The following is a 16,843-nucleotide window of genomic DNA, read 5'->3' as shown; positions in this document are numbered from 1 at the left end:
GATGAAAATCTCCGACTGGCGGCTCGGCAGCCGCTTGCCGGTGCGCAGGTAGAAGGGCACGCCCCGCCACCGCCAATTGTCGATGTTGACCTTCAGCGCCACGAAGGTCTCGGTCGCCGACGGCTTGCCGAGCTCCTCGACATAGCCCGGCACCGGACCGCCCGCCATCGCGCCCGCRCCATATTGGCCGATCACGCTGTGGSTCGTCGCCGTCGCCCGGTCGATCGGCCGCAGCGAGCGGAACACCTTGACCTTCTCGTCGCGCACCGCGGTCGCGTTGAACTGCGCCGGCGGCTCCATCGCGACCAGCGCGAGCAGCTGGAGCATGTGGTTCTGCACCATGTCGCGGATCGCGCCKGCACCRTCGTAGAAACCGACCCGGCCYTCGAGCCCCACCGTCTCCGACACGGTGATCTGGACATGGTCGATCCCGCCCTCGCGCCACAAAGGCTCGAACAGGCTGTTGGCGAAGCGCAGCGCCAGCAGRTTCTGCACCGTCTCCTTGCCCAGATAATGATCGATCCGGAAGATCCGGTCCTCGGGGAAGACCGCTCCSACCGCATCGTTGATCTCGCGGCTCGACGCCATGTCGTAGCCGAGCGGYTTCTCCAGCCCGATCCGCACCCCGTCGCCGGCCAGYCCCGCCTTGGCGAGGCCGTCGATCGTCGTCCCGAACAGCGACGGCGCGGTCGACAGGAAGATCGACAGCCCGCGCTCGGTCGAGCCGACGGCCTCCGCCAGCGCGGCGAAGTCCTCCGCCTTCGACGCGTCGACCGGCACATAGCTGATCCGCCGCAGGAAGGCCGCGAGCGCNTCGGTCGAGCCGACGGCCTCCGCCAGCGCGGCGAAGTCCTCCGCCTTCGACGCGTCGACCGGCACATAGCTGATCCGCCGCAGGAAGGCCGCGAGCGCYTCCTCGTCGAGCCGCTCGTCGGGCACGAAGCGGCGCAGCGCCTTYTCCGAGAAATCGCGGAACGCCGCGTCGTCATGGGGGCTGCGCGCCGTCGCGACGATGGTCAGGCCCGCCGGCAGCAGCCCATCCGCCGCCAGCCCGTAGAGCGACGGGAGCAGCATACGCTGCGACAGATCGCCGGTCGCGCCGAACAGGAGCAGCTTCTCGCTGGGTGCCGTCACTTGGGTCTCCCTGTGATCCGGCGATCGCCGGAAAGATCATGCCGTCGTCGTCACGGCTGTGGAACATGGTTGTAGCAAATCGATCGCGATGCGGTAGCCGCCATGTCGCATTGCCGCATTATTGCCGGGCCATCGTTGCAACAAGGGGACGCCACGATGACGCAGGCCCTCGAACTGGTTGAACGCCGCCTCGCCGTCCGGCTCGCCGTCGGCGAAGCCGACGTGGTTGCGGCGCAGCGGTTGCGCTACGACATCTTCTTCCGCGACATGGGCGCGGGCCAGGGCACGGGCCAGGGCGCCGGCGCAGCTGGTGGCGCGGCCGGCCGCGACATCGATCCCTACGACATGCTCTGCGACCATCTGCTGGTCGAGGACCATGCCCGTCCCGGAAGCCCGGTGGTCGGCACCTATCGCCTGCTCCGCCAGAGCGTCGCCGAGGCGCATGCCGGCTTCTACTCGGCGCATGAGTTCGACCTGTCGGCGGTGATCGCCCATGGCCGGCGCGAGGGGGTCGAGCTGCTCGAGCTCGGCCGTTCCTGCGTCGATCCCGCCTATCGCGACGCGGGGACCATCCAGCTGCTGTGGCGCGGCATCGCCGATTATCTGCAGCGCCACCGCATCGGCCATATGTTCGGTTGCGCCAGCTTTCCCGGCATCGATCCGGCCGAGCATGCCGAGGGTCTGTCGCTGCTCGCCCACAACCATATCGCGCTGCCCGAACTGCGCGCCCGCGCGATCGGCGAACATGCCATCCCGCTCGGGACGCTGCCGCTCGGCGGCTACGACCCGCGCATCGCCTCGCGCCGCCTGCCGCCGCTGATCAAGGCCTATCTGCGGGTCGGCGCCGAGGTCGGCGAGGGCGCCTATATCGACCATGCGTTCAACTCGATCGACGTGTTCGTGCTGATGCCGGTCGCGCGCATCGCCGTCCGCTACGCCCAGCGCTTCGAGGTCGCGGCGTAAGCGTCCGGCGAGCTTCGCGCTTTTCTGCTCTCCCCCGCCGTTCCTGCGAAAGCCGGAATCGCAGGAGATCAGCGTCCACCCCAGCCTCCTGAGACCCCAGCCTTCGCTGGGGTGACGGCTGAACAGACAAGCTCGCGGCGATGTTGACTTATATTCCCATTGACGTTGCGGCGCTGGAGTGGTGATCCGCCCCGACAAATTTCGGGAGGATCATCGTGCGGCATTTCCGGTTTCTGCTGACCGCAGCCTGTCTCGGCCTCGTCACCGGTCCGGCATGGGCCGAGGATGCGGCGGAGATCGTCGTCACCGGCCAGGGCCTGCCGCGGTCGCCCGGCGACGCCGCGTTCGACGTGATCAGCATCGACCGCGCCCGGCTGGAGATGTCGGCGAGCGGGCGGATGGAGGACATATTGCGCGACGCCGCCGGCTTCCAGCAGTTCCGCCGGTCCGACGCGCGCTCGGCGCACCCGACCAGCCAGGGCGCGACGCTGCGCGGCCTGGGCGGCAATGCGTCGACCCGGGCGCTGATCCTGCTCGACGGCGTGCCGATGGTCGATCCGTTCGGCGGCTGGGTGAGCTGGGCGGCGCTCGACCCGGCGCGGATTGGCCATGTCCGCGTCACGCGCGGCGGGGGCAGCGGCGTCTATGGTCCCGGCGCGCTGGCCGGCACGATCGAGCTGTCGAGCGCCGGTCCGGACGAGGCCCGCGCCGTCGACGCGACGCTCGCTTATGGTAGCCGCGACTCGATCGACGCCGACGCGACGATCACCGCGCGGCTGGGCGGCGGCTTGCTGATGCTGTCGGGCGGCCATGCGCGCGGCGACGGCTTCATCCCCACCGTCGAGGAGGATCGCGGCCCGGTCGACCGCGCCGCGCGCTACCGGCAGAGCCGCGCCGCCGCCCGCGCGGTGATCCCCGTCGGCGCCGACACCGAACTGCAGGCCAATGGCTCCTTCCTGCTCGACCGGCGCGATCGCGGCGTACCCTTCACAGGCAACGACAACCTCGCGGTCGACAGCTCGTTACGTCTCGTCGGCCGCGGCCGCTGGGGCTGGGAGGCGACCGCCTGGCTGCAGCACCGCGAATTCTCCAGCGGCTTCGCCAGCATCGGCGCGGGCCGCGCCACCGTCAGCCAGGCGCTCGACCAATATAATGTCCCCGCCAATGGCGTGGGCGGGCGGATCGAGCTTCGGCCGCCGCTCGGCGAGGGCATTAACCTGCGGCTGGGCGGCGACGTCCGCCATGTCAGCGGGCGCACCGAGGAGCGGGTCTTCTCGACCAACGCCAACCGGGTCGCGGGCGGCAACCAGACTGTGCTGGGCGGCTTCGCCGAGCTGGCGCTGCTGCCCGCCCGCGGGCTGACCCTCACCGCGAGCGGCCGGGTCGACCACTGGCAGCTGCGCGACGGCAAGCGCACCGAGACCAGCCGCGCGACCGGAGCGCCGATCGCGGCCAACAGCGCGATCTATCCCGACCGCTCGGGGACCGAGGCGACCGGCCGCGCCGGCATCGCCTGGAGCCCGCCGGGCGCGGCCGCCGTCAGCCTGCGCGCGGCGGCCTATACCGGCTGGCGCCTGCCGACACTCAACGAACTCTACCGCCCGTTCCGCGCGGGCAATGATTCGACCGTCGCCAATCCCGGTCTCGACCCCGAACGGGTCAAGGGAATCGAGGGTGGCGCCGAATATGCGCCGCTGCCCGGCTGGCGGCTCGGCGCGACGCTGTTCTGGAACCGGCTCGACGACGCGATCTCGAACGTCACCATCGCGCCCAACACCCGTCAGCGCCAGAATGTCGACGCGATCCGCAGCCGCGGTGTCGAGATCGACGGCATGGCGACGCTCGGCGAATGGCGGGCGATCGCCAGCTACTCGCATATCGATCCCAGAGTGCGCGCCAGCGGCGCGGCATTGGCGCTCGACGGCCTGCGCCCGGCGCAGACCCCGCGCGACCAGGCGAGCGCCTCGATCGAATGGAATCGGCCCGGCAGCGCGAGGATCGGCGTCACCGCGCGCTACGTCGCCAGCCAATATGAGGACGACCAGAACAGCCGCAGCCTCGACGACGCGCTGACCTTCGACGCGGTCGCCTCGCTGGTCCTCGGCCACGGCTTCACCGCCGAGCTGCGCGGCGAGAACATCGCCGACAAGCGGGTCGAGGCGACCGTCGGCGCCGACGGCACCGTCGAACGCGCGACGCCGCGCACCGTGTGGGTGGCGCTGAAGTTCCAGCGGTAGCTTTGCCTCCCTCCCTTGAAAGGGAGGGAGATTCATGGGACGTCAGCCTTCTCGGAGGGGCCCATAATGATCATCGACACCGACGCCGCGCCGGCGGTTCGCCCGCCCTTCTGGCGATCGCTCTACGCGCAGGTGTTGCTGGCGATCGTGCTGGGCGTGCTGCTCGGCTGGCTGGCGCCCGATGTCGGCGCGGGGTTCAAGCCGCTCGGCGACGCCTTCATCAAGCTCGTGAAGATGATCATCGCCCCGGTGATCTTCCTGACGGTGGTGACCGGCATCGCCGGGCTCGGCCATCTCGGCGACCTCGGCCGGGTCGCGGCCAAGGCGTTCGGCTATTTCCTCGCGGTCTCGACCCTGGCGCTGATCGTCGGGTTGATCGTCGCCAATGTCGTCCGGCCGGGCGACGGCATGCATATCGCCCCCGCCGCGCTCGATAGCAGCCACATCGCCGTCTATGCGCAGAAGGCGCACGACCAGTCGCTGACCGGCTTCCTGATGGGGATCATCCCCGACACGCTGCTCTCGGCGCTGGCGCAGGGCGAGATCCTCCAGGTGCTGTTCGTCGCGATCCTGTTCGGCATCGCGCTGTCGCTGGTCGGCGAGCCCGCCCGGCCGGTCACCGACCTGCTCGAGCGGCTGACGATCGTCGTGTTCCGGCTGGTCGGCCTGCTGATGAAGGCCGCGCCGCTCGGCGCCTTCGGGGCGATGGCGTTCACCATCGGCCGGTTCGGCCTCGGCAGTCTCGCCAATCTCGGCGGGCTGGTGCTGTGCTTCTACCTGACCTCGATCGGCTTCGTCGTCGTCGTGCTCGGCATCATCGCCCGGATCGCCGGATTCTCGATCCTGCGGCTGATCGCCTATCTCAAGGACGAGCTGCTGCTGGTGCTCGGCACCTCCTCTTCCGAAAGCGCGCTGCCCAACCTGATGGCGAAGATGGAGCGCGCCGGCTGCGCCAAGCCGATCGTCGGGCTGGTCGTGCCGACCGGCTATTCGTTCAACCTCGACGGCACCAACATCTACATGACCCTCGCCGCGCTGTTCATCGCCCAGGCCTGCGACGTCGACCTGTCGCTGGGCGAGCAGATCGGCCTGCTGCTGGTCGCGATGCTGTCGTCGAAGGGCGCCGCGGGCGTGACCGGCGCGGGCTTCGTCACCCTCGCCGCGACCCTGTCGATCGTGCCGTCGGTGCCGGTTGCGGGCATGGCGCTGATCCTCGGCATCGACCGCTTCATGTCCGAATGCCGGAGCCTCACCAACTTCGTCGGCAACGCGGTCGCGACCGTCGTCGTCGCCCGCTGGGAAGGCCAGCTCGACGAAGAGAAGCTGCACGCGGCGCTGGGCGGCCCGCGCGGCGAACCGCCCGCCGCGCATCTGGCCTAAAGGTCAGTTTCGCCGCCCGCCGGGGTTTTTCAGTCTGCGTCCCACCCGCAGGAGACGGGCGCGGCGTCCCCGAGCCGGCCGCGCAGGAAACCCGCGTGCGTGCGCGTCCTCGGCGAGGTGCTCGACGACTGGCTCGACGGCCGCCGCCGAGCGCCTCTCCCTTCACCTCCTCCGACCGGAGCCTTCCCATGTCCTTCACCGGCCCCCTCGAAGACCGCATCCTCATCCGCGAGCTGATCGAGACCTACGCCCATGGCGTGATGACCAGGGACGCCGCACTGTGGGCGGGAACATGGGCCGACGACGCCAGCTGGGCGCTGCCCGAATGGCCCGACCTCGGCGGGTTCGAGGGCAAGGCGGCGATCGTCGCGGGCTGGGTCGAATCGATGAAGGCCTACGGCCTCGATCATGGCGCGAAGCCGATGGTCTATGTCGCGACGCCGGGCAGCATCGCGGTTGACGGCGACCGCGCCAGCGCCGTCGCCTATACGTCCGAGATCTTCGACGACCCCGCGACCGGCGAGACCCGGCGGGTGCGCGGCCGCTACGAGGACGAGCTCGCCCGGATCGACGGCCGCTGGCTGTTCACCCGCCGCGTCTACCGGATCATGCACATCGCCTAGCCCGGGCCGACGGGCTTTGACAGTATCCGTATATGTTGATATCAACCTTTCAGTCCCGCCAGGCCGAGAGAGGAGCCCCGTCATGCCGATCGACCAGAACGCCGCCATCGAGATCACCGGCTTCGCCTGGGTGCCCGATTTCGCGCGCGGCTTCGTCCGCGACCTTCGTCCGCGCTGGGCGTGCGAGGAGGCGGGGCTCGCTTATCGCGAGCGGCTGATCGGCTTCGAGACGGCGAAGAGCGAGGACTATCGGCGCGAGCAACCGTTCGGGCAGGTTCCCGCCTATCGCGACGAGGAGGTGCAGATGTTCGAGAGCGGGGCGATGGTGCTGCGCATCGCCGAGCGCTGCGACCGGCTGGTGCCCAATACCCCGCAGGGGCGCGCTCGCGCGCTGACCTGGGTGACGGCGGCGCTCAACAGCGTCGAGCCCTTCGTGTTCGACCTCGTCGACATCGACGTCTTCCACAAGGATGCCGAATGGGCGCGGCTGCGTCGCCCCGAGGTGATCGAGACCCTCCGCAAGCGCCTTTCCGCCCTGGCCGGCTGGCTGGGCGACCGCGCTTATCTCGAGGGCGGCTTTACCGCCGCCGACATCATCATGGCGACGGTGCTGCGCGAAATCTCCGACGACGCCCTGATGGCGGAGTTCCCGACCCTCGTCGCCTATCGCGACCGCTGCCTCGCGCGCCCGGCCTTCCAGGCCGCGCTCGACGCCCAGCTCGCCTCCTTCGCCGCGGAGCCGGTGCCGGCCTGAGCGGTCCGCCGGTCCGTGGGGAGGGGAGGTTAGGACGGTTCAGTTCGCTCAGCCGCCCCAGACCGTCTCGGCATAGCGCAGGAAATTGGCGCCCATGATCTTCTCGATCCGGGCGCTCGCATAACCCCTGGCCTGCAGCAGGCGGACGAGCTTGCGGAACTGGTCGGGCCCGCGCAGGTCGACGACGAAGGGATAGGTGTCGGGCCGCTCGCCCGCGGCGCTGATCCCGGCGGCGCGGCGGCGGGCGATCTCTTCGGCCAGCTTCGCCTGATAGGCGTTCAGGTCGTCGATCTGGCTGACGTCGCCGTCGGTGCCGATACCGACATGATCCTCGCCGCACACGCTCACCGCATGGTCGATATGCGCGACGACGTCCTCGGCGCTGGCATGGCCCGAGATATTGAGGAAGGGCATGAAGTAGATGCCGACGAAGCCGCCGCGCTCGGCCACCAGCCGCAGCTCGGCGTCGGTCTTGTTGCGTGGCAGGTCGGTCAGCGCGCGGCAGCCCGTATGGTTGATCGAGATCGGCGCGCGCGAGGCGCGAGCGGCCTCGAGACAGGTCTGCTCGCCGCTGTGCGACAGGTCGACCATCGCCCTGCGGTCGTTGAGCTTGGCGATCAGTTCGCGCCCGAACGGCGTGATCCCGCGATTCTCGGGCGCCATCGACCCATCGCCGATCTGGTTGGCGGGGTTGTAGGTCAGCTGGAAGATGCGCACGCCGAGATCGGCGAAGACGTCGACTCGGCTCGCGTCCTTGCCCATCATCGCGCCGTTCTGGAAACCGTAGATCAGGCCGATCTTGCCCTCCGCCTTGGCGCGGCGGATGTCGGCGACGGTCAGCACCTTGATCAGGTCGCGGCCATGCTCGCGGACCAGCCGGTCGGTCAGGGCGATGTCGCGCACGCTGGCCTCGAACGGATCGTCGGAGCCGGAGACATAGCCCAGCGTGATGTTGACCGCGGTGAGGCCCGAGGCGTGCGCCTCGGCCAGGACGCGCGGACCGAAGGCCGGGACGAGGCTGGCGTCGCGGCCATTGGGATCGCTGAGCCCGCCCAGCGCATTGACGAGGATCCAGTCCTTCACCGGATCCCGACCCGCCGCAGCGAGCAGCGGCCCGGGCATCGCAGCCACGGCGGCGGCGCTTGTCGCGAGGCTCAGGAAATCGCGCCGGTCAATCGTCATCGCCGTCCCCCATCTCTGCCTTCGTCGTCGGCCGATAGGCGGCGCGCGGATAGGCGCGGCCGCGCTTCACCACCGTCTCGATCGTCCGGATATTGTCGATGTCGGCAACCGGATCGGCGGTCAGCACGACGAAATTGGCGAGCTTGCCCGCCGCGATCGAACCCATGTCGCGCGCCTGTCCCGCCGCCTGCGCGCCGACCAGCGTCGCCGAGCGGATCACCTCGAGCGGCGGCATGCCGACGTCGCGGGCGAGGAAGAACAGCTCGTCATGCACCTCGGGCCAGTCGTGCCGGTAGTCCGACACGCTGTCGGTCCCGGTCGAGATCGGCACGCCCGCGCGCCAGGCCTGCCGGGTCAGCCGGATCGTCGCCGGACCGGTGCAGCGCAGCCGCCGCATTTCGGGATGGTCCTTGCGTTCCACGTCGTGGCGCACGAACAGGCTGCCGGTCGCATCGAGGATCGTGCCGCGCTTCAGCATGGCGCGGTACAGGCCGGCGATCACCGGGTCGTCGTCGGGCGCCAGCAGAGCCTCGTTGACCGGAGTCCGGTCCTCATAGGCGGCGAGCATCACCGGCTCGACCTGATAGGCGAGATAGCAGACATGGCTGATCGTGTCGGCGCCGGCCGCGATCACGTCGGCCGGGCGGGTCGGGAATACTGCGCTGTGCGCCCAGACCAGGATCTTCTGGCGATGCGCCTCGGCGGTGATCGCCCGGACGAGGCGCGGCGGCAGATCGGCGTAGATCTTGATCGCGGTCGCCGAGGTTCCGCGCGCCAGCGTCACCGCCGTGCGCAGATCGGTCGCGTCGTCGATCGCCTGCATCCACGGCGCCTTGCCCGGCGTGACGCCCAGGGTCACCGCCAGCACCCGCTTGTCCTGGAAGAAGGGCGGGCCGGCCATCAGCGCGGTATAGTAGATATCGGGCGCGGCGATCTCCCCGGCGAGCGCCTCGCGCGCGAGTTCGGCCACCGGGCGGATGTCGTCGGCCATGTCGCGCACCGCCGTGACCCCGCCATAGAGGTTGCGGCGCAGGATCGCCGCCGCCTGGGCATTGTCGGGCGGGGTCGCGAGATGGACATGGGTGTCGATCAGCCCGGGGATGACGAAGCGCCCGGCCAGGTCGATGCGGCGAGCGCCCTCGGTACCGGCGATCGTGCCGCGCGGCGCCACCGCGACGATCCGCTCGCCGCGCACCAATATGTCCTGGTGCGCGCGGGCCGGCGCGCCGGTGCCGTCGACGACGGTCGCATCGCTGTAGAGGCTGAGGTCGCTGCCAGGCTTGGCTGGCTCGGCGGGGGGCGCCGCGGCGGCCAGCATCGCGCCGGCCAGCGCCATCAGCGACAAGGGCTTCAGCCGGCCGCGCCGGTTTCTGACGGACATGTTCACACCGCCATGGCTAGGCGACCGAAACGGCTTTGGCCAGCCTCGCCGGCCGATCACCGCGCCTGCATGAACGGGGTCGCGAAGTCGTTCGGCCAGGCGAAGTTGGTGAACAGCACCGAATAGCTTTCGTCGAGGCTGACGACATGGTGCCACCAGCCGACCGGGATGAAGAGCGCGTCGCCGGGGCCGATCTCGGTCTCGATCAGGGTCGGGGGCCCGTCGCCGGGCGTTTCGCCGGCCTTCAGCAGCGCCTCCAGCGTCCATTCGCTGAACAGGCGGCGGACCGGCTTCATCCGCGCCTCCTCCCAGTTCGGGACCATGTGGACGCGCTTGCGGCCCTTCACCTGGATCAGGAGATTGTTGGTGAGATCGTGGTGGAAGGGGGTGACGGTGCCCGCCGGGCCGATCCACAGAAAGCCGTCATTGCCGTCGCGCGGGAGCGTATAGCCGTCGATCGGGCCGAAATCGCCCCAGATCGGGCCGAAGGCGGCGCGGTTGCCCGCCCCGTTGTTGGCGGTGACGTAGAGGTCGTTCGACGGTCCCGGGCTGCGCAACGCGTCGGCGACCTCGCCGAACGGCACCGTCTTGCGCAGCGCGAGCTTGTCGAGTTCGAAATCCCTGCGCGACGTGCGGCCCTTCTGCACCTCGACCGGGGTCTCGCGGCCGACCTTCGCCTCCAGATAGTCGGCGGTCCAGCGCGACAGGGCGGGCCAATCGTCGACGAGGCCGCCGATCACCACCGGGCGCTGATTGGCATAATAGTCGCGCAGGAAGCTGGCGGGAGCCAGCGCCTCGCGGCGGTCGATCCGGGTCGCGTCGGGCGACTGGCGCCACGAGCGCGCCTGGCAGTCGAGGATCCAGTCGCGCTTGCGCAGCGCGTCGGAGACCGCCAGCGCGCCCTGGAAATAGGGATGGCTCTCGATGTCGCGCGCATAGGCCGCGACCAGCTCCGGATCGGCGCGTTGCGCGAACTGCATCGCGATCAGTGACGGATGCAGGCCCTGCGCCAGCCGTTCGGCGACCAGCGCCGCCAGCACCGGGTCGAACTCCACGACGCGCGGCTTCGCCTTGTCCCGTCCCATGTTCAGCATGTCCACCTCCGGCCGATCGTCCGATCCGCCCGGTTACGACAATCCGATGACAGAATGGCGAAGGCCCGCGCGGGCGGAAAGCGCCTCCTTCGGGCCGCGAACCCGCGCGCGTTAACCATGTCTTAGCGGCTCGTCGGCGATGGGTGGCGCGATATCCGGATTCGAAGGACCTTTGATGCCGCGCGCCACCAACCATGTCGATGTCGCGATCATCGGGGCGGGGCCCGCGGGGCTGACCGCCGGCTATATGCTCGGCAAGCAGGGCTTCTCCGTCACCCTGATCGAGAAGGACCCGCACCAGGTCGGCGGGATCAGCCGCACCGTCGAGCATGACGGTTTCCGCTTCGACATCGGCGGGCACCGCTTCTTCTCCAAGTCGCGCGAGGTGGTCGATCTCTGGAACGAGCTGCTGCCCGACGACTTCATCGAGCGGCCGCGGATGAGCCGCATCTATTATCGCGGCAAATATTATTCCTACCCGCTGCGCGCCTTCGAGGCGCTGCGCAACCTGGGCCTGTGGCAGTCGACCCTGTGCATGGCCAGCTTCTTCCGCTGGAAGATGTTCCCCCACAAGGAGGTGAAGAGCTTCGAGCAATGGGTGGTCAACCAGTTCGGCGCGCGGCTGTTCGGCATCTTCTTCAAGACCTATACCGAGAAGGTGTGGGGCATGCCCTGCAACGAGATGTCGGCCGACTGGGCGGCGCAGCGCATCAAGGGGCTGAGCCTGGGCAAGGCGGTGTGGGACGGCGTCCGGCGCTCGCTGGGCCTCAACCGGCGTCCCAATGACGGGATGCAGGCCAAGACCCTGCTCGAAAGCTTCCGCTATCCGCGCAAGGGCCCCGGCATGATGTGGGACGCGGCGCGCGACCGCATCCTCGAGCAGGGCAACAGCCTGCTGATGGGCCATGGGCTCCACCAGCTGTCGTGGGACGAGACCGCCGGCCTGTGGCGGATCGCCGCGATGGGCCAGGACGGCCGGCTGGCGATGCTGACCGCCGACCATGTCGTCAGCTCGGCGCCGATGCGCGAGCTGGCGATCCGGATCCATCCGCTGCCGGCGACCCTGCCGAGCGCGATGGCGCTCGCCTATCGCGACTTCCTGACCGTGGCGCTGATGATCCGCTCGGACGACCTGTTCCCCGACAACTGGATCTACATCCACGACGATCGGGTCCAGGTCGGCCGCATCCAGAATTTCCGCAGCTGGTCCCCCGAAATGGTGCCCGACGCGGCGCTGGCCTGCGTCGGCCTCGAATATTTCTGCTTCGAGGGCGACGGCCTCTGGTCGTCGTCGGACGAGGATCTGGTCGCGCTGGCGACGCGGGAGCTGGCGACGCTGGGCCTGTGCGATCCCGCCGCGGTCGTCGGCGGCGCGGTCGTCCGCCAGGAAAAGGCCTATCCGGTCTATGACGACGACTATGCCGGCCATGTCGCCGCGGTGCGCGGCGAACTGGAGGCGCGCTATCCGACGCTCCACTTCGTCGGCCGCAACGGCATGCACCGCTACAACAACCAGGATCATGCGATGATGACCGCGATGCTCACCGCGCGCAACATCGCCGCCGGCGCGCGCCGCCACGACGTCTGGTCGGTCAACGAGGACGCCGAATATCACGAGGCGGGCAGCGAGGGCGACGACGCCGGCATCGCCGCGGCGCTGGCCTCCGAACGGCTGGTGCCGGTCCGGATCGTCGACAAGCGGGCGGCGTGAAACCGACCCTTCTATCCTTCCTTCCGGCGGCGGGGATCTGGTGAGCGACCTCTCCCCCCGCCGCCTCGCCCTCGGCGTCGCCGCGATCTGGGCGCTGGCGGCGGCGATCCTGTTGGCGGTCGCGCGCCACCGCATCGCCCAGCTCGGGATGTGGGACCCCGACGACTTCCTCCGCCTCCAGCAGGTCCGCGACTGGCTGGGCGGGCAGAGCTTCTTCGACGTCACCCAGTACCGGATCGATCCGCCGCACGGCGTGCCGATGCACTGGTCGCGGATCGTCGACCTGCCGATCGCCGGGCTGATCCTGCTGCTCCAACCGCTGCTGGGCGCGGCGGCGGCCGAGCGCGTCGCCGCCTGCGCGGTGCCGCTGATCACCCTGGCGGGGAGCCTGGCGGCGGTCGCGCTCGTCACCGCCCGGCTGGCCGATCGGCGCGCGGCGCTGCTCGCCGCGGCGCTGGCGGCGACCGCGCCGATGATCCTGTTCCACGATCTGCCTCTGCGCATCGACCATCATGGCTGGCAGACGATGCTCGGCCTGTTCACCGTCGCCGCCTGCTTCGATCGCGATCCCCGGCGCGGCGGGATTGCGGGCGGCATCGCCGCCGCGCTGTGGCTGGCGATCTCGCTCGAGGCGCTGCCGATGGTGATAGCGATCGCGCTGCTGCTCGGCCTGCGCGGCCTGTGGCGGGGCGGGGAGCCACGGCTGCGCGCCTTCGCCGGCACGCTCGGCATCGCCAGCCTCGCGCTGTTCGCCGTTTTCCACGGCCGGGCCGCCTGGAGCCAATATTGGTGCGACGCGGTCAGCCCCGCCTGGTTCGGACCGCTGATCGTCACCCCGCTGGTCGCCGCGATCGGGCTGCGGATCGCCGCGCAGCGCGGCCCGGCCGCGCGCGTCGCGGCGCTCGGGATCGCCGCTGCGCTCGGCGTCGCACTGCTGGCGGCGACCGCGCCGGCCTGCCTCGCCGGACCGTTCGGCACGCTCGACCCGGTCTCGCGCCGCTTCTGGTACGACAATGTTCTCGAGGGCCTGCCCGTCTGGCGGCAGCCCGCCGACAATGCGGCGATGCTGCTCGGCTTCCCGCTCGTCGGCCTGGCGGGCACCCTGCTCGCCTGGCGCGGCGCGCGGACGGCGGCCGAGGCGCGCGACTGGCTGACGATGCTCGCGATCCTCGGCGCGGCCTTCGCGGTCTCTCTCCTGGTCCAGCGCGCGAGCGGCTTCGCCCATGGCTGCGCGCTGCCCGGCGCGGGCTGGCTGCTCGCCCGCCTGCTCGGCGCGATCGGACGCTGGCGATCGATGCCCGGCCGGGTCCTCGGCTCGGCCGCCGCGCTGCTGGCGCTGTCGCCGATCGGGGCGATCGCGGCGGGCGGGCTGGTCGTCGACCGCGCCGGGCCCGAAGCGGGCAAGGCCGGTGCGCCCAGCCATTTCTGCCTCGCGCCCTGCACCAGCCTCGAAGCGCTCGCGCATCTGCCGCGCAGCACCATCCTGACCGGGCTCGACCTGACCCCGCGCCTGCTGGTCGCCACCCCGCACAGCTATGCCGGCAGCGGCCACCATCGCGATCCCCAGGCGATCCGCCGGGTGATCCTGACCTTCACCGGTCCGCCCGAGGCCGCCCGCCGCGTCATGGCGGCGCACGGCATGGCCTATGTGCTGATCGACCCGACCGGCACCGAGACGGGCATCTATGCGGGCGCCGCGCCGAACGGGCTGATGGCCGCGCTGGTCGCCGGCAAGGCCCCGGCATGGCTGGTGCCGGTGCCGCTTGCGGGCAGCACGCTCAAGCTGTGGCGGCGCATCCCCTAGACGCGAGGACGCCGTCCGGGGATCGCGCGGAGAGGTGCCGCCGTCCCCCGTCCCGCGCGCTCGGCGGTTGCGCCCGTTCCCCCCAGAGGCTACTCGCGCGGCCATGCCGCCTGCGCTCGACCATATCGATGCCTGGATCTTCGATCTGGACAACACGCTCTACCCCGCGTCGGCCGACCTGTTCGGGCTGATCGACGTGCGGATGGGGCTGTATGTCGAGCGGCTGCTCGGCGTCGACCCGGTCGAGGCGAAGCACATCCAGAAGCGGATGTTCCGCGAGCACGGCACCACCCTGTCGGGGCTGATGCGCAGCCACGACATCGACCCGCACGAATTCCTCGCCTTCGTCCACGATGTCGAGATGGACGTGCTGGCGGAGGACCGCCGGCTGGTCGAGGCGGTCGCCAAGCTGCCCGGCCGCAAGCTGATCTTCACCAACGGCGATGCCGACTATGCCGCCCGCGTGCTGGAGCGGCTGGGCCTGTCGAAGAGCTTCGAGGCGATCCACGACATCCACGCCTGCGCCTATCAGCCCAAGCCGCACGTCGCGAGCTACGAATCGATGGTCCGGGCGTTCGGCATCGACCCGACGACCTCGCTGTTCGTCGAGGACATGGCCCGCAACCTCAAGCCCGCCAAGGCGATCGGCATGACCACCGTCTGGGTGAACAACGGCTCCGAACTCGGCAACCACGACGCCGACCCGAGCTTCATCGACTTTGAGATCCAGGATGTCGGCCAATGGCTGCACGCAATTACAGGGGGACCGGAATGAGCGGCGATCTGCAAACCACCATCGAGCAGGCGTGGGAAGAGCGCGACGGCATCGGCTTCTCGACCAGGGGCGCGGTGCGCGACGCGGTCGAGGAAGCGCTGCTGTCGCTCGACGCGGGCACCCGCCGCGTGGCCGAGAAGGGCCCCGACGGCTGGACCGTCAACCAGTGGCTCAAGAAGGCGGTGCTGCTGTCCTTCCGCCTCAACGACATGGAACTGATCCCCGGTGCGCCGGGCGGCGCCAGCTGGTGGGACAAGGTGCCGTCGAAGTTCGCCGGCTGGGGCGAGGCCGACTATCGCGCCGCCGGTTTCCGCGCGGTGCCGGGCGCGATCGTCCGCCGCGGCGCGCATATCGCCAAGGGCGCGGTGCTGATGCCGAGCTTCGTCAACCTCGGCGCCTATGTCGACGAGGGTACGATGGTCGACACCTGGACGACGGTCGGCAGCTGCGCGCAGATCGGCAAGAACGTCCACCTGTCGGGCGGCGTCGGCATCGGCGGCGTGCTCGAGCCGCTCCAGGCCGGCCCGGTGGTGATCGAGGACGACTGCTTCATCGGCGCGCGCTCCGAGGTCGCCGAGGGCGTGATCGTCGAGCAGGGCGCGGTGCTGTCGATGGGCGTCTATCTCGGCGCCTCGACCAAGATCGTCGACCGCGCGACCGGGGAGGTCTTCGTCGGCCGCGTGCCGAGCTATGCGGTGGTCGTTCCCGGCACGCTGCCCGGCAAGGACGGCGGCCCGGGCCTCTACTGCGCGGTGATCGTCAAGCGCGTCGACGCGCAGACCCGGTCCAAGACCGGCATCAACGAGCTGCTGCGCGATTGATCAGGCCGAACCCCCTCCTCTCGGGGAGGGGGATATCGGGACATCAGGCCATCCCGATCAGCGTGCCGGCGCCGCTCCGGGTGAAGGCTTCGATCAGCATCGCGTGCGGCACCCGGCCGTCGAGGATGACGGCGGCGTCGACTCCGCCCTCGACCGCATGGACGCAGGTCTCGAGCTTCGGGATCATCCCGCCCTGGATCGTGCCCTCCTCGCGCAGCGCGGCGATCTGGGGGGGGCTGAGGTCGCGGATCAGCTGCTTCTCCTTGTCGAGCACGCCGGCGACGTCGGTCAGCAGGAACAGCCGCGCCGCGCCCAGCGCGATCGCGATCGCGCCTGCCATGGTGTCGGCGTTGACGTTGTAGGTCTGGCCGTCCGCGCCGATCGCGATCGGCGCGACCACCGGGATCATCCCCGCCTTGGATATGGTGTCGATCACCCGCCGGTCGATATCGGCGGGCTCGCCGACGAAGCCGAGGTCGACCACCTGCTCGATATTGCTGTCGGGATCGCGCCGGGTACGGCGGACCTTCTCGGCGACGACCATGCGGCCGTCCTTGCCCGAGATGCCGACCGCGCGGCCGCCCGCCTGGGCGATCCACGACACGATCTCCTTGTTGATCGAACCGCACAGCACCATCTCGGCGACCTTGGCGGTCTCCGCGTCGGTGACCCTGAGCCCGTCGACGAAGCTGCTCTCGACGCCGAGCGTCTTGAGCATCCTGCCGATCTGCGGCCCGCCGCCATGGACGACCACCGGGTTGATCCCGACCGCCTTCAGCAGGACGATATCCTCGGCGAAGTCGCGCGCCGCCTCGGGATCGCCCATCGCATGGCCGCCATATTTGACCACGAAGGTCTCGCCCGCGTAGCGCTGCATATAGGGCAGCGCTTCGACGAGGGTCTCGGCCTTGGCGAGGAGGAGCGGATCGGGGCTGTGATCGGTCGACATGGCGCGCCCCTTAGCGGAGGCGGGCCGCGGGATAA

The 16,843-nt window shown here is 70.1% G+C and carries 13 protein-coding genes and 2 pseudogenes; 9 read left to right on the top strand and 6 right to left on the bottom strand.

The window, feature by feature from the left end:
- Both ASE22_RS17380 and ASE22_RS27700 read right to left on the bottom strand, forming a co-directional pair.
- Positions 1-813: pseudogene (locus ASE22_RS17380) on the bottom strand (glucose-6-phosphate dehydrogenase); the annotation flags it as partial.
- Position 814: 1 nt separating this feature from the next.
- Positions 815-1,134 (bottom strand): annotated as a pseudogene (locus ASE22_RS27700) (glucose-6-phosphate dehydrogenase); the annotation flags it as partial.
- Between the two features lie 156 nt (positions 1,135-1,290).
- Here ASE22_RS27700 and ASE22_RS17375 point away from each other — a divergent pair.
- The 5 genes from ASE22_RS17375 to ASE22_RS17355 all read left to right on the top strand — a co-directional run bounded on the left by ASE22_RS17375 (position 1,291) and on the right by ASE22_RS17355 (position 7,091).
- A complete protein-coding gene (locus ASE22_RS17375; protein WP_056362410.1) occupies positions 1,291-2,097 on the top strand; it encodes a GNAT family N-acetyltransferase in 807 nt (268 codons plus the stop codon).
- A gap of 215 nt (positions 2,098-2,312) precedes the next feature.
- The gene (locus tag ASE22_RS17370; protein ID WP_056362408.1) at positions 2,313-4,334 is read left to right on the top strand and encodes a TonB-dependent receptor; all 2,022 of its coding nucleotides are present in this window, start codon (positions 2,313-2,315) and stop codon (positions 4,332-4,334) included.
- A gap of 66 nt (positions 4,335-4,400) precedes the next feature.
- Positions 4,401-5,714 (top strand): dicarboxylate/amino acid:cation symporter, encoded by a 1,314-nt coding sequence (locus ASE22_RS17365; RefSeq protein ID WP_056362405.1) that lies wholly within the window; start codon positions 4,401-4,403, stop codon positions 5,712-5,714.
- A 188-nt stretch (positions 5,715-5,902) separates the two neighbouring features.
- Positions 5,903-6,337 (top strand): nuclear transport factor 2 family protein, encoded by a 435-nt coding sequence (locus ASE22_RS17360; protein ID WP_056362400.1) that lies wholly within the window; start codon positions 5,903-5,905, stop codon positions 6,335-6,337.
- Between the two features lie 82 nt (positions 6,338-6,419).
- On the top strand, positions 6,420-7,091 hold the full coding sequence (locus ASE22_RS17355) for a glutathione S-transferase family protein (protein ID WP_056362397.1): 672 nt from the start codon (positions 6,420-6,422) through the stop codon (positions 7,089-7,091).
- Positions 7,092-7,139: 48 nt separating this feature from the next.
- Here ASE22_RS17355 and ASE22_RS17350 read toward each other — a convergent pair whose 3' ends face one another.
- The 3 genes from ASE22_RS17350 to ASE22_RS17340 are packed head-to-tail and all read right to left on the bottom strand — an operon-like array spanning position 7,140 to position 10,748.
- On the bottom strand, positions 7,140-8,273 hold the full coding sequence (locus tag ASE22_RS17350; RefSeq protein WP_056362394.1) for a dipeptidase: 1,134 nt from the start codon (positions 8,271-8,273) through the stop codon (positions 7,140-7,142).
- Positions 8,263-9,654: an amidohydrolase family protein gene (locus ASE22_RS17345; RefSeq protein WP_235536433.1), complete on the bottom strand. Its 1,392-nt coding sequence runs from the start codon at positions 9,652-9,654 to the stop codon at positions 8,263-8,265. The genes ASE22_RS17350 and ASE22_RS17345 overlap by 11 nt, the downstream gene beginning before the upstream one ends.
- 56 nt (positions 9,655-9,710) lie before the next feature.
- The gene (locus ASE22_RS17340; RefSeq protein WP_056362391.1) at positions 9,711-10,748 is read right to left on the bottom strand and encodes a cupin-like domain-containing protein; all 1,038 of its coding nucleotides are present in this window, start codon (positions 10,746-10,748) and stop codon (positions 9,711-9,713) included.
- Positions 10,749-10,923: 175 nt separating this feature from the next.
- Here ASE22_RS17340 and ASE22_RS17335 point away from each other — a divergent pair, with 175 nt between their 5' ends.
- The 4 genes from ASE22_RS17335 (at position 10,924) to dapD (ending at position 15,859) form a co-directional block, all read left to right on the top strand.
- Positions 10,924-12,459 carry an NAD(P)/FAD-dependent oxidoreductase gene (locus ASE22_RS17335; protein WP_056362387.1) on the top strand — a complete coding sequence of 512 codons (1,536 nt, stop codon included), beginning with the start codon at positions 10,924-10,926 and terminating at the stop codon, positions 12,457-12,459.
- Between the two features lie 40 nt (positions 12,460-12,499).
- A complete protein-coding gene (locus ASE22_RS17330; RefSeq protein WP_056362384.1) occupies positions 12,500-14,263 on the top strand; it encodes a hypothetical protein in 1,764 nt (587 codons plus the stop codon).
- 103 nt (positions 14,264-14,366) lie between these two features.
- Complete coding sequence (locus ASE22_RS17325; RefSeq protein ID WP_056362381.1) at positions 14,367-15,038, top strand: pyrimidine 5'-nucleotidase; 672 nt, start codon at positions 14,367-14,369, stop codon at positions 15,036-15,038.
- On the top strand, positions 15,035-15,859 hold the full coding sequence (dapD, locus tag ASE22_RS17320) for a 2,3,4,5-tetrahydropyridine-2,6-dicarboxylate N-succinyltransferase (protein WP_056362378.1): 825 nt from the start codon (positions 15,035-15,037) through the stop codon (positions 15,857-15,859). The genes ASE22_RS17325 and dapD overlap by 4 nt, the downstream gene beginning before the upstream one ends.
- Positions 15,860-15,902: 43 nt before the next feature.
- Here the strand turns inward: dapD and argB are convergent, their stop codons facing one another.
- The gene (gene argB / locus ASE22_RS17315) at positions 15,903-16,808 is read right to left on the bottom strand and encodes an acetylglutamate kinase (protein ID WP_056362376.1); all 906 of its coding nucleotides are present in this window, start codon (positions 16,806-16,808) and stop codon (positions 15,903-15,905) included.
- Positions 16,809-16,843: the final 35 nt, after the last annotated feature.

The organism is Sphingomonas sp. Root720, from assembly GCF_001428605.1.
GTDB lineage: Bacteria > Pseudomonadota > Alphaproteobacteria > Sphingomonadales > Sphingomonadaceae > Rhizorhabdus.
The sequence above is the reverse complement of the archived record's forward strand: the minus strand, read 5'-3'. Positions and strand labels throughout refer to the sequence as shown.

Bases quoted from the DNA above. Each gene is read 5' to 3' on its own strand.
- ASE22_RS17375 (WP_056362410.1), top strand. From the start codon at position 1,291: ATGACGCAGGCCCTCGAACTGGTTGAACGCCGCCTCGCCGTCCGGCTC.
- ASE22_RS17365 (WP_056362405.1), top strand. From the start codon at position 4,401: ATGATCATCGACACCGACGCCGCGCCGGCGGTTCGCCCGCCCTTCTGG.
- ASE22_RS17360 (WP_056362400.1), top strand. From the start codon at position 5,903: ATGTCCTTCACCGGCCCCCTCGAAGACCGCATCCTCATCCGCGAGCTG.
- ASE22_RS17355 (WP_056362397.1), top strand. From the start codon at position 6,420: ATGCCGATCGACCAGAACGCCGCCATCGAGATCACCGGCTTCGCCTGG.
- ASE22_RS17350 (WP_056362394.1), bottom strand. From the start codon at position 8,273: ATGACGATTGACCGGCGCGATTTCCTGAGCCTCGCGACAAGCGCCGCC.
- ASE22_RS17345 (WP_235536433.1), bottom strand. From the start codon at position 9,654: ATGTCCGTCAGAAACCGGCGCGGCCGGCTGAAGCCCTTGTCGCTGATG.
- ASE22_RS17340 (WP_056362391.1), bottom strand. From the start codon at position 10,748: ATGCTGAACATGGGACGGGACAAGGCGAAGCCGCGCGTCGTGGAGTTC.
- ASE22_RS17335 (WP_056362387.1), top strand. From the start codon at position 10,924: ATGCCGCGCGCCACCAACCATGTCGATGTCGCGATCATCGGGGCGGGG.
- ASE22_RS17325 (WP_056362381.1), top strand. From the start codon at position 14,367: ATGCCGCCTGCGCTCGACCATATCGATGCCTGGATCTTCGATCTGGAC.
- dapD (WP_056362378.1), top strand. From the start codon at position 15,035: ATGAGCGGCGATCTGCAAACCACCATCGAGCAGGCGTGGGAAGAGCGC.
- argB (WP_056362376.1), bottom strand. From the start codon at position 16,808: ATGTCGACCGATCACAGCCCCGATCCGCTCCTCCTCGCCAAGGCCGAG.